This is a genomic window from Sphingobacterium sp. UME9 (assembly GCF_014170215.1).
Taxonomy (GTDB): Bacteria; Bacteroidota; Bacteroidia; order Sphingobacteriales; family Sphingobacteriaceae; genus Sphingobacterium; species Sphingobacterium paramultivorum.
On record NZ_LZZP01000013.1, the window covers coordinates 788557 to 801936 of the forward strand.

Annotated in this window: 10 protein-coding genes; 6 read left to right on the top strand and 4 right to left on the bottom strand. The window is 41.2% G+C overall.

The window, feature by feature from the left end; translation table 11 throughout:
- Nucleotides 1–62: 62 nt before the first annotated feature.
- The 3 genes from A9970_RS22475 to A9970_RS22485 form a co-directional block, all read right to left on the bottom strand.
- On the bottom strand, nucleotides 63–1112 hold the full coding sequence (locus A9970_RS22475; protein ID WP_182983790.1) for a YncE family protein: 1050 nt from the start codon (nucleotides 1110–1112) through the stop codon (nucleotides 63–65).
- A 78-nt stretch (nucleotides 1113–1190) separates the two neighbouring features.
- A complete protein-coding gene (locus tag A9970_RS22480) occupies nucleotides 1191–2456 on the bottom strand; it encodes a hypothetical protein (protein ID WP_182983791.1) in 1266 nt (421 codons plus the stop codon).
- A gap of 5 nt (nucleotides 2457–2461) precedes the next feature.
- Entirely contained in the window at nucleotides 2462–4855 is a 2394-nt protein-coding gene (locus tag A9970_RS22485) for a TonB-dependent receptor (protein ID WP_182983792.1), read from the bottom strand.
- 154 nt (nucleotides 4856–5009) lie between these two features.
- Between A9970_RS22485 and A9970_RS22490 the strand changes: the two genes are divergently transcribed.
- The 6 genes from A9970_RS22490 (at nucleotide 5010) to A9970_RS22515 (ending at nucleotide 10970) form a co-directional block, all read left to right on the top strand.
- Entirely contained in the window at nucleotides 5010–6161 is a 1152-nt protein-coding gene (locus A9970_RS22490) for an alpha/beta hydrolase (RefSeq protein WP_182983793.1), read from the top strand.
- Between the two features lie 28 nt (nucleotides 6162–6189).
- Complete coding sequence (locus tag A9970_RS22495; RefSeq protein WP_182983794.1) at nucleotides 6190–7239, top strand: YncE family protein; 1050 nt, start codon at nucleotides 6190–6192, stop codon at nucleotides 7237–7239.
- 94 nt (nucleotides 7240–7333) lie between these two features.
- Nucleotides 7334–8314 (top strand): ABC transporter permease, encoded by a 981-nt coding sequence (locus A9970_RS22500; protein WP_259655455.1) that lies wholly within the window; start codon nucleotides 7334–7336, stop codon nucleotides 8312–8314.
- Nucleotides 8311–9264, top strand: a complete 954-nt coding sequence (locus A9970_RS22505) for an iron chelate uptake ABC transporter family permease subunit (protein ID WP_182983795.1) — start codon at nucleotides 8311–8313, stop codon at nucleotides 9262–9264. Before A9970_RS22500 ends, A9970_RS22505 begins: the two co-directional genes overlap by 4 nt.
- On the top strand, nucleotides 9237–10019 hold the full coding sequence (locus A9970_RS22510; RefSeq protein ID WP_182983796.1) for an ABC transporter ATP-binding protein: 783 nt from the start codon (nucleotides 9237–9239) through the stop codon (nucleotides 10017–10019). The genes A9970_RS22505 and A9970_RS22510 overlap by 28 nt, the downstream gene beginning before the upstream one ends.
- Before the next feature lie 6 nt (nucleotides 10020–10025).
- On the top strand, nucleotides 10026–10970 hold the full coding sequence (locus tag A9970_RS22515) for a siderophore ABC transporter substrate-binding protein (protein ID WP_182983797.1): 945 nt from the start codon (nucleotides 10026–10028) through the stop codon (nucleotides 10968–10970).
- Between the two features lie 83 nt (nucleotides 10971–11053).
- Here the strand turns inward: A9970_RS22515 and A9970_RS22520 are convergent, their stop codons facing one another.
- A complete protein-coding gene (locus A9970_RS22520; protein WP_182983798.1) occupies nucleotides 11054–13366 on the bottom strand; it encodes a TonB-dependent receptor in 2313 nt (770 codons plus the stop codon).
- Nucleotides 13367–13380 lie beyond the last annotated feature (14 nt).

A 13380-nucleotide genomic window follows, 5' to 3' on the forward strand; every position in this document is an offset into this window, starting at 1 on the left:
GCATAATAGCATATGCTTTCGCAAAATAGTAATTTTTGCGAAAGCATAACCAGGTGTACAAGTTAGATTTTTGTGATTTTTTGAACCGTGTCGCCATTTTCTAGACCGTCTTCGGCTTTGCGAGAGCTTTTATTGGTCACATAGACACTGCCATCCTTTTCATTTATAACTAGTGTATTCGGTAAGCCTTTTGTTGCAACGCGCTCAATTACTTGATAATCTTTCATGTTGACAATAGCTACTTCTTTTTTGTTCCTATTAGCAACATAAACCAGGTCATTTTTGCTGTCATAGACTAAACCGATAGGGGAGGCATCATAACCAAGATAGATCTTATTGATAATATTGCCTGTCTTGCCATCTAGTACGGTAATGTTGTTGTCATTAGACTGGCTTACAAAGAGACGATTATTGGATTTGTCCACGGCGATATTCAAGGGACAGTAAGACCAGGTTTTCCATTTACCAACAAGTTTATGATCTTTTGTATCGTATACCAATATATTGCCTTCCATTGTTTGGCTGTCACTACTGTAAAGTCTTCCACGTTGTTGGTCTACATTTAAGCCCAGAAGAGAGGTACCCGGTGCTGTAATGGTTTTTTTATAGGTGTTGGTCGCACCATCCACAACCCAAATTGATGGATCGCCATGATCTGAAACATAGACCATATTGTTTTTCTCATCAACAGCGATCTCTCTGATCTTAGATTTCTCGCGACCGCTTGGAATTAGCGTTTGTTTCTTTGTTTTTAGATCAATGGCACTGATACTTTGCTGAAGGCTATGACCTACATACAGGGTCTGTGTCGTATTGTTGATGGCAAGGCCAAATGGTGTATTTTTACCGATGTTGATCGAATCGACAACAGCGAGATTCTGACCTGATAATACATACACATATTGGTCACTTTCAGCCTTAAATCCTCCCTTAGGACCTACGACGTAAATTTGGTCATTAGCTGTATTGAAAGCTAATTGGTATAAGCTTGCATTGATTTTTTGATTGGATGCGATCTTATATTTCGGTGCAGGACTTTCTTTCCTGCCTTGCGCAAATGCACTGCCCGCTACGAGCAATGAAAAAAATAGTACGGATGATTTTAATTTCATATCGAGTGATATTTAGGGGAGTACTGAATTGTACTCCCGCAGGTGAATTAATATTGGGCTATAAATTATTGTACTTAACTATTTAATAGTAATTTTATGCAGACCTGAAACAGATCCACCGGCGGTGACGTTAAATAGGGCGCTTGCCTGGGTACCCTTAAGCTCATAGTAACCATTGATATCTCCCTTTTTAGTGGTTGCCCGAAGTAAGATTCTACCATCGATTTCGAGTGCACAAAAGGCCGCACCGGGGTTAGTGACGGGCGGGATCCCGTTGATTTTCGTACGCTGGCGGGTAGCAATATCAATGTTGTAAAATTCCCAGACATCTTCAAAGTTAATATTACCTGTAGGACCACCTGTCAGTGCGGTATTGGGAATAACAGTAATAATTTTACCGTCTTTTGCAAAAACGGAGACAAATTTTCCACCAGGTGTTATATCGTCCATATTTAATGACCAGCTTTTGTCAATATCAGTTTCACCGGACTTGATACGGACAATCTTAGATTTTCCACCGGTAGCACTGCGACCTTGCGTTACGATGTAAAGATCACCGTTGCTGTCAAAATCATACATTGTATTGTCGTTTATATAAGCGATTGATCCTGTATCTTCGATTTTGATAGTCTTTTCATACTTACTACTAGCAATATCAATTACTGCAATATAGACATCCGGGAAAAAGTCATCAAAAAAACCTTTTTGGGTACCGTCTGTCTTGGCGTAGGTGACGTTGGCATAGAGTTTACCTTGCTTAACAGCCAAGAATTTCTGCCCGATAGACCGGTATTTTATGGCCGATTCATTTTGACCTCTTTCGTTGATAATGGCATTCAGGTCAATGTCTCCGGTCCGGCTCATTGTACTGGGATTGAAAGTCTGTATTTTTAGCGGTGCAACTGCATCCCAATAAAAGCCCTTATTTTCATCTAAGATTACAAAGTTTCCGGTACCATTGGTTGTATTGTCGCCAGCAATAAATTTGCCGTTCGTTATTTTACCCGATGCATCCACAGTCAGCTGTTGGATCCCATAGGCATTAGACTCCGTATTAAACATTTTTAAAAGCCAATTGCCATATGGACGCCAGCCACCAAAGCCAAACCCCTGTAAGCTATTTGATCCATTGTTGATGATATTGCCGCTCGGTAACGCATCAAATGCCGTTGCAAACCCGGGTTTGTTAAGCGTGTTTTCGCTCATACTTATCAATACATATTTCGTGGTCTCTGTTGATGGCGTAGGCTCAGGTACGACGCTGTCTTTATTGCTGCAGCTCGCGGTTATTATTCCGATTGCAGAAAATAATACTAATTTTTTTACTTGTTTTAATGCATTCATGATACTTATGGTATTTGATAACTAAGTTTTAAATAAAAGCTTCTGCCGGCACGTTGGATTCGGTAGTAGTCATAAAGATTTTTATTGAGCATATTACGCACTTCGGCTCCAATCGTAAAACCGCGGTAGGAAGGATTGTAAGTAAACCCACCATTCAACAAATGTTGATTAGGTATGATCAAGTTGGAGTTTATGTTAGCATTACCTGATAACCCCAAAAATCCGTTTGGTTCCCATGATTTGGGAATGGTTTCCAGGTAAAACTCCCGCATAAAATTGTAGTTGAAAAACAGGTCCAGTTTGTCTGAACCCCGGAACAAATTTTCATAGCTGCCCTGTAGACCAACATTAGCAAAAAAGTATGGTGTATTGCGCAAGCGGGCATCGTTCATCCATTGGTCTTTTTCGGATGTAATGCCATAAAGGCGCAGGTTGGTCCATGTCGCGTTGGTATTAAATCGGTAGTTTTTCCAAAAGCGGTAATTTAAGTCGATGTCGAAACCATACCCCCTAACATTTTCCTGATTTTTGTATTGCGCATTTGGTGCATCTATGGTCACCAATAAGATCTGATTCTTGGTACGGCGATAAAAGACGTTCGCTTCGATATCGAGTGAGGAAAATAGCGTTTGTTGGTACCCAAGATTAAAATTTAGACTTTGCTCAGGTTTCAATTCAAAGTTTGGAACAATGAAAATATTGTTGCCAAAAAGTTCTTCACGCTCAGGAAGACGATAAGTATATTCGCCCCCTAACCGGAATAGTGATGTGGTGTTCAGACGATAACGTATGGCATTGGCTAGACTCCAGTAGTTTCCGCTGACGGTCCGTTTGTCTTTTTCACCGACGTTAGCCGATAGCCAGGTATTTTGTATGCCCGATGCGTTATAGTTGTAGTATTTGGCCATCAACTGGTTTTGGAGCTTTTCATCAAACCAGTAGTTATCAAGACTAAGTCCCAAAACTTGCTTTTTGTAAGTTGATTTGAGCTGTAGCACATCGAGTCCCGTTTCTTCAAGTTTAGGACCGTAGGGGTCTGCTCCGCGTCTGTTCACTTGGGTGAAAACATAATTGAGTCCCAATTGTGTATGTGTATTGATGCGGTAAGAAAGGTTGCTGCGTGATACAACCTGATGTTCGTTGATATGCGATTGGGATGGTAGTCGAGTTTCACCGATAGTTGTTTTTGGTGTAAAATCTCCGTACCAGTCATAGCTACCGCGTAGCGTATCGATGCGCTCGGTCTGTAGATTATTGTATGATACAAATTGATCAAAATGGAGTTTGTCATTCAACAAGGCTTTCTTATAACGTAAACTCGGTGCCAAGGTATATTGCTTGGAACGAACTGCACCATACGCATCGGTCATCATGGCGGGATGCTGTTGCTCGCGGGCGAGGTCAAAACCGATTAGGCTGATGCGTAACTCGTCTGCCCAGTTTCGATTTTGCAGCTGAGCGAATACTTCCCCATAAAGATGTTTGCTGCCGTTATGAAAGAAAGGTAAACGGACCAGTTCAGGATTCTTCGTCAGAGGGTCAGGTACCTCTACTGTTGCCTTGTAATTGTTTTTGGCGTAATTATAATACATTTCGCCACCAAATAACCAACGATTATCCTTGCTCGACTTGCTGCTTTTCACACCAAGCCGATGACTATTGAACGAGCCTATTTCGTAATAGGCATTTGTCTGTGTTCCATTGGTTTTGCGCGGGACGAGATTGATGGCTCCCCCAAGCGCGTCGGAGCCGAGATAAATTGGAAGTATACCTCTGTAAACTTCGATATGATCAATTGCTTCAAGGGGCATGGTTGCAATAGAATAGCCATCGCCAAGATAATCCAAAGGGATACCGTCTTTAAAATATTTGATCGCTTTCCCCTGAAAGCCGTTTACCGAAACATCTGGATTACTGCCTGTGCCACCACTCTGCCGAATACGGATTCCTGGTGCCCGATTCATTAGCTCTGTTAAACTTGTAGCCTGTGTCGAAACGGCCCTCGCATCAATCAACGTGGATTTAATGGGTTGTAAGCGTTGACGCTGGTGCGTATGCCCTTCCACCTGCGCCTCATCAAGCGTAGTTGATGTTTGAATTAATAACACCTCAATGGTAATTTGCTGACCATTTTTTCTCTCCAGTTGTTTCTCCTGAGTTACATAACCTAACGCAGAGACCTTTAATTGGTATTTTCCTGAAGGTGATTTGGCAAATGAAAAATAGCCTTGTTGATCACTCTGTGTTTCTAGTTCTCCAAGGCGTATTGTGGCTGAAACCACCGGCTGCTTGTTTGCATCATAGATGTGTCCGCTCACAGTACTATGCTCTTGAGCAAATAGGACTGTTGTGTGAAGTGCAAATATGGAAATGCCGGTAAGCAGTGTGGATCTTATCATGTTATTTTTAAAGAATTTCTCGGAATATTTTACATTAACCCTGATTGCAAATATATACTTATTTAGATTCATTAAAAATAATATTTGAATTTTATTTAGAATATGTCTAAATTGCGACAGCTTTTAGGAAGCCTAGTTAGTAAAAGGGAGGTTGATGATGCAGTCTGTAAAAGATGAAAAAAAATATGAAGTTACTGTTGAAGTACATAACACAAATCCCGATCATATCGGTACGGAATGCTATTTAACGGGCAATTTTAATGGTTGGGCTATGCCAGGATACAAACTCGGAAATATCCCCAGTGTTGGAGAGAATTTGCAAGCAGTTATCGCTGATGTTGCTGCCGGCACGCTGGAGGTTAAACTAACTCGGGGCGACTGGAAGTCCTGTCTTGCTTATGGTGATGGTCGTATCGCAGAAGCAATTTCTATCGAAGTGCCCGAAAAAAAGCACCTGCGCATCCGGGCTAATCATTGGCGTGACGAATTCCCTAAATCGACAGCAAGTCCACAGGTACACTTACTTGATCCAGCTTTCTATCTGCCAAATCTTGCCGTCCAGAGACGGCTCTGGATCTATATTCCGGAGGGTTATGAAAATACCGATAAAATGTATCCGGTCATCTATATGCATGATGGCCAGCAACTGTTTGACGAAGCAATTTCAATAGGTCGTGCAGGACCGGTAGAATGGAAAGTAGATGAAACGATCGATGCGGCGGAAGTGAAGGCGATCGTGGTGGGGATAGATCATGCGGATTCGTACAATGAGCGACTGGATGAATATCTGGTAAAACCTTTTGATACCGTGGAAGCTCCTCGGGGACTGTTATACCTTCGGGATATCATCGAAGTCATTAAACCATTTATCGATCGGGAATATCGGACGTTGACAACAGCAAAGTATACCGCTGTGGCAGGAAGTTCCGCTGGAGGGCTTATTACGCTCTATGCCGGTCTTTGCTATCCTGAGATTTTTGGAACTGTAGCCGCTTTTTCTCCTTCCCTATGGATGGGCAACGACCTAATGGAACGCTACGAGGCCATGCCCACTGATATGAAAGCGCATGTGGCTCAACAGGCTTATTATTTCTATGCTGGCCGAAGGGAGATACGTCAAGATAAATATTTGGGAAAGGTAGACCTAGCTGCGGATATGGAGAAGTTTGTGTCGTTTTTCGCTAAACAAGATACTGCATCGCTCAAAACTGATATAGATCCACACGGAAAACATGGAGCCCTCTATTGGCAACGTGCCTTTGTTCGGTTTTACGATTGGTGGACAAAGACATATATAATTATTTAATATTTATTCATTTCTAATCTTTTGTTTTATGAACAAAAACAATAATAATCTTAGCCGTAAAATACTGCTTAGTATGGCTTTACTTGGACTATTAGCTACGCCTGCGGCTCAAGTTTTGGCACAGCAGGTCGACAAATCTGCTCCAGCAGGAACGGGTATATATGAGGCTGTGATCAGCAATAATGATGGTCATATCTATGTGACAGCTGCAGGATCCCGAAATACACCCGGGGGAGCAATCTACAAGTTAGACCCAACGAGTCTATCCGTCGTCGATAGCATTAGTTTAAAGGACAATCCGCCATTTGGTATAGCCATTAACAACAAAACCCAGACAGTTTATACGACGAATACGCGTAGCAACTCGGTAAGCGCAGTAGACATCCGCTCCGGAAAGCTGTTGGCAACCATTACTCATGGTGGGGAAAAGTCCCATACGCGTGAAGTATTGGTTGATGAAAAAAATAACCTGATTTATGTTTCCGATGTGGGCGATCCGAGCAGTATCTGGGTCATCGACGGTAAAACGAACAAATACCTACATACCTTAGAAAATATTGGAAAGACTGTTACTGGGATGGTGTTCGCGCCCGGCAATAACAATGTGCTTTACGTAACAGTCATGAGTGATAATGCGATTGCCAAAGTAAATACCAAAACACGTAAGGTGGAGAAAACGTTCCCATCTGGTGGTGAGGCTCCCGTAAACATAGTGAGCGACGGAAAGTATCTGTTTGTAGCCAATCAAAAATCGGGAACAATAACTGTATTGGATGATAGCGGTAATTTGATACACAGCGTCCCGACAGGAGCCGGAGCTATCGGTATTGCATACGATGCTGTAAAAAGTAGAATTTACTCGGCAAATCGCCAGACAGGAACTACGTCTATTATCGATGCAAATACTTTTAAGGTGATCGCTGATCTGCAGACAGGTTCCCACCCGAACAACGTAAAAGTTGATTCTAAAACGGGTATAGCCTATGTTGTCAATAAAGCAAAAGGCGGCCGCCCGGTTGAAGGCCAAGCTGCGGTCAAAGATATAAATGGTGATACGGTAACACGTATTGTGGATTAATAATAAGGTATTTCCCTTACAGTCTTTGGGATGATCTCTGATGAGAAAAGCCCGAAGACTTTGTTATTAAATGGACTGCGTTGAACGAATAAAAATGAATAAAAATGTGATGGGGGAGAGACCTCGCCGCGGATTAATGACCCTTTCCGCGGTTGTTATTGTGCTGATCCTGACTTGGATCTCACTTTTTACTGGGGCTCGTCATATTAATTTTTTGACCCTATGGGATGACCGGGATGGCATGTTAGTCTTCTTGATCAGCCGGATTCCGCGTACCGCGGCGCTTATACTCGTGGGTATTGGCAGTAGTATAGCAGGCTTGATCATGCAACAGCTTTCTCAGAATCGTTTTGTATCTCCAACGACCTCAGGAGCGCTCGATGCTGCCAAAATGGGGATTTTAATGGCCATGATCGGAATTCCAGATGCATCCCTACTTGTTCGCTTATTGTCTTCATTAGGATTTACGTTTCTCTTTACATTGCTTTTTATCCTATTTGTGAGTAAAATACAATTAAAAAGTAACGTCTTTATCCCTCTGGTGGGGATTATGTTCGGAAGTATCCTCAATGCACTATCGACATTTTTTGCATTTAAAAATAATATTGTACAGAATGTGCAGGAATGGTTATTGGGTGATTTTTCAGCCATATTGCAGGGGCAATATGAAGCTATCTATTTTATACTGCCCGCTGTTGCAATTGCTTATTTCTACGCTGAAAAATTTACTTTGGCGGGAATGGGACGCAGTTTTGCCGTCAATCTGGGACTTTCCTATACTAGTATTGTCAATATCGGACTGCTCACTGTTTCCATGGTAGTTAGTGTATCGGTCATCACCGTTGGCGTGATTCCTTTTGTAGGCCTTATCATTCCTAACTTAGTCCGTTTATTTTTGGGAGATAATATTCGTAAAACCTTGCCGATTATTGCTTTATCGGGAGCTATATTCCTATTGCTCTGCGATATTTTTGGACGACTTATCGTTTATCCCTACGAAATTCCAATTGGTGTTACTGTGGGTGCGATTGGAGGTTTGTTCTTTTTGTTTTTTATTTTAAGAAAGCGTGGATGAAAAATCGGACTAAATTGATTGTTCTTACCTGCTTCTTGATCTGTACCATACTACTATTTTTAGGGTATGACCTCAAAGGGAATCTGGAGTATATCTTAAGCCGACGTTTCATTCGCTTGGCGACTATGATCCTAGTAGGGACCAGCGTGGGCATTTCTGCGATTATATTTCAGACCATCACCGGCAACCGCATTCTGACACCTTCCATCATGGGCTATGAATCTATTTTTATTCTATTCCAGACCTTGATCGTATTTTTTTTGGGGGACAGTGCGCTACAGACTATTTCACAAGAAAAGAATTTCTTTTTTGCCGTAGCACTCATGTTACTCTTTTCGCTGATCATGTATTTAATGGTGTTTCATAATCAACAGCGAAATATGTTTCATCTGCTGCTCATCGGTATGGTCATGGGAGCACTGTTTCAGTCTTTGAGTCAGTTTATGCATATCCTGATCGATCCAAACGAGTTCTCGGTAATCCAAAATTTTATGTTTGTTTCTTTCTCAAAGATGAATACCAAGTTATTGGGGATTGCTGCTGTGACATTATTGATCGCTCTGATTTACCTCTGGCGTTTAATGCCCTATTTGGATGTACTCAAATTAGGAAGGGATCAAGCTATCAATCTGGGTATTCACTATAACCGTTTGATCAAACAGCTGCTGCTGCTTATATCTTTAATGGTATCGGTATCTACTGCATTGGTGGGGCCGATTACATTTCTGGGGATTTTGGTAAGCAATATTACCTATGAACTTTTAAAGACACATAAACATCGGACGATGCTTGTTTTCTGTGCCATGTTGTCCTGCTTATGTTTGATACTTGGACAGTTTTTGATCGAGCATGTGCTGAAGTTTTCAACTACGGTAAGTATTGTGATCAATTTTATAGGTGCTATATATTTTATGTTTTTACTATGGAAAGCGCGAAAAATAATCCGTTGATTTTTGACAACATCAAAAAGCTGTATGGAAGGCGAACTGTACTGGACGATGTGTCCGGGGCTATCGCTCCTAAGGCTATAACTTCTTTAATAGGCCCCAATGGAGCTGGAAAAAGTACCTTACTGGGGATTTTGAGCCGCCTCTTACAGCAAGATGGGGGACGTGTCAGTTTTTATGATTGGGATATAAAAGATTATGGATCTAATGAACTCGCAAAGAAGTTATCCATCTTGCGACAGGCCAACAACCTTGATCTGAAACTGACGATTCGCGATTTGGTGTCTTTTGGTCGTTTCCCGTATTGTAAAGGGAGGTTGAGTGAACTCGATTGGAAAAAGGTAGATGAAGCGATTGCCTTTTCAGATTTGCAGGATATTCAGGATCAGTTTGTAGATGAGTTAAGTGGAGGACAACGACAACGTGCATTTATTGCCATGATCATTGCCCAAGATACTGACTATATCCTGTTAGATGAACCGCTCAATAATCTTGATATGAAACATTCCGTACAAGTCATGAAAACTCTTCGACGGCTGGTAGAAGATTTAGGTAAAACAGTAGTACTGGTAATCCACGAGATCAATTTTGCAGCTCAATTTTCAGATTATATTATCGCATTAAAAGAGGGGCGAATCTGCTATAATGACTGCACCGATGCGGTCATTGCATCACCTATACTAAAAGATATTTTTGGAATCGAATTCGATATTATCGAACGTCACAATAAAAAAATTTGTAACTATTTTAATCTCTAACAAGATATGGTAAATGTATCGACTAAGAAAGCAATAGCTTTCATACTGAGTATTGTTTTACTTGCTTTTGTAGGTTGTAATTCAGCAGGAAAAAAAAGCGGAGTGCCGCAAGATTCGCTGGAAATTGTTCATAAGCTGGGAAAGTCTAAAATAAAAAAGATGCCCGATAAAATTGTTGTTCTGGATATCGGTGCTTTGGAGACGCTGCACGAACTAAAGGTGAAACCAGCTGGTATACCCAAAAAATTTATGCCCAATTATCTGGATGATCTCAAAAATGACACACAGGTGGCCGATGTTGGATCCGTAATTGAACCTGACTTTGAAGCGATCAGTCTTTTAAATCCCGACCTGATTTTGATCTCAACGCGGCAGGAGCGTTTTTATAAGGAATTAAGCGATATTGCTCCGACCATCTATATCGGTACAGATAATAAAGATTATCTGAATTCTTTTGAACACAATACGCTTCTGCTCGGAAGTATTACCGGAAAGGAAAATGAAGCGAAAGCAAAACTTGAACAAATACAATCCCAAATTCAAAAAGCCCGCGACAAATACGCCAAAGATCAGCACAAAGCGTTATTTCTATTGTTTAACAATGGACGTTTTAGTGCATTTGGAAAAGGATCCCGATTTGGATTTATCTATGATGTCTTGCAGTTTAAACCAGTAATGGATCTCAAGGACGAATCTGTACATGGTCAGAAATTGTCGAACGAGCTTATCGCTCAGGCCAATCCAGATTATCTTTTTATTGTAGACAGAAATGCGGCAGTACTTGGTAAAGTTGCCAATAAAGCCGATGTTGAAAATCCACTGGTCAAACAAACGAAAGCATATCAAAATCAGGCAATATACTATTTGGACCCAAATGTTTGGTTTATTTCCGGAGGAGGACTTACTTCAGTAAAGTTAATGACGGACGATATCTTGCGGATGGTCAAATAACAGTTTTTAATACCTTTCTGCATGAAAATGCTTGACGGATACAATGAGAAGAAATTCCCGCTAAACTTTAGCGGGAATTTCTTTTAAAATTGATATTTTACTGATGCGGCAAAGTTTCGTGTCGGTAAAGGATTATCATTTATTCCCCAAATCTTTTGGTTACCAATGTTGTTTATCTTGAAAGCCAATCTTACTTTAGACTGCTCATAGAATAGTGTTCCGTCGGTTAGAAAATATGCATCTGTTTTTGGATCAAGCGTATATTTATTGATTTCACCAACATAATTTGTTCCGCCGCCCAGACCAAAGTTTTGGAGGATACCAGTTGAAAATTTGTAGGTTACCCATAGATTACCATAGTCTGCCGGCAGGTAGTTTCTGCTGGTAACAGCATTGCCGTTTTCATCTTTGTTGGTGAAGGTATTTTTATTGTAGCCATATCCAGCTGTAAGATGTAATCCGGCCAAAGGCGTTGCCTGTAGATCGATTTCATAACCTTTACTTTTCTGTTTCGAATCTTGGAAAGTATACCCTTGTTGGTTTGTCCGAACAGCATTGTTGATGGCAATATCAAAGAAACTGACCGTTGCACTCAACCTATTGTTAAACAAATCTGTTTTCAGCCCGAACTCCAATTGATTTCCGGAAGTAGGCTTTACGTTGAACAGTGTTGCGTCAGGCTGCCTGACAGGAGCATTATTCTGAAAACCATTGGTGTAATTTCCAAACACACTAAATTGATCTTTGAGTAATTGATAGACAGCTCCAAATTTTGGCGATATGGCAGTCTGGTTGTATCCGCCGTCGAAATCACCACGCATTACGGCTGTTCCCTTATTGTTCAGCCGGTCTACCCGCAGCCCGAGCAGTACAGACAATCTATCCGTCAAGTTGGTAACACTGGAGGCGTAGGCCGCATAGACCGAACTTTGTATTGTCTGATAACCGTTTATCAGTGTCTCACGTTTTGCTTTGATTTTTGCAAGCGACAAAGGGGAGTAAGCTTCAGTGATGGTAATAACATCTTTATATTCTTCGCCTAGATATCCCTTGTCGACAGATCTGTAGTGATATACATCGAGTCCCAGGACAACCTTATTCTTTAGACCTGCCAAGGTGAAATCACCATTAAAAAATTGTTGAAATTGGTAGACATTTTCATCAGTGGCCGAACTACTTGCCGTTCGCTCCACTTGTGTTGGCGATAAAAAACGAGCTCGTGTATAGACGCCTTCATTGATGGTATTACTATTTAACGAAGCAATGGTAGTGGACTTCCAATTGTCCGAAATCTGATAATCGGCTTTAGCGAAGATATTTATCCCACCACCATCAAATATGGCATCGTTACTTCCAAGCGATTGGTTATGCTTGAGTGGCAGTTCTTTAATATTTTTCAACCCCAATGCACTGTAATCGATGTAAGGAAGCATGCTCATTTTGGCATTTGTCAGTTCAGTATTAAGCGAAACATTCAGCTTTTCATTGATCTTAAACAGAAAGGATGGTGCCACAACATAGCGTTTGTTGAAACCCCAGTCCATAAAAGTGTTTTCAGACTGATAGGCCGCATTTAAACGAAATAGTACAGATTTATCGCTTGTGAGCGGAGTGTTTACATCCGCAGCAAGACGATGGAGATTGTAGCTTCCAAGGGTGTAATCGATAGCTGTGCGTGCGGTTTCAAAAGGCTGTTTTGTAACAAGATTGATAAGCCCACCAAAAGAAGTTGTACTGTTGCCATATAGCGTACCCGCAGGCCCTTTTATAGCCTCCGAACGTTCAACAACGGCAGGATCAATACCTGACCAATTTGAGGATGCAACGCCATTCCGCATACGCACACCAGTCCAAAACCCACGGAGTACAGTATAGGCAAATCCGTTATTGACGAATCCATAAGCAACCCCTCCTCCAGCAATATTACGTAGCGATTGCTTATAATCTGTCGTAATCTGCTGTTCCATAATCTCCTTACCAACGATGTTGTATACTTGGGGTGTCTCAATATCTTTTAATGGCATACGGGATATATAATCCGATTCCTTTTTCGTCGCCTTGTAATTCCCATTGACGATAATCTCCTCTAATGCGCGGCTATCCTCTAAAAGAACAAATTCAATTCTCATATCGGTGTCCGAAAGTGCTATATTTTGCTCTTGATTTTTTAAGCCCACATAAGACGCTATTACTGTATAGTTTCCGGGAGCAAGGTTATTAAACCTAAATTGACCAGCCTGATCAGCGACGGTAGACTTTTTGTGGTTTTTTAATGTGATGGAAACTTGCGGTGCAGGTTTCCCGTCAGATGTACTGACTTGACCACGGATCGTCAGCTTCTGGGCTAATGAAATCTGTGATACAAATAAAAATGCTATAAAAGCAATTGTTTTCATGATGGTTGTTGATT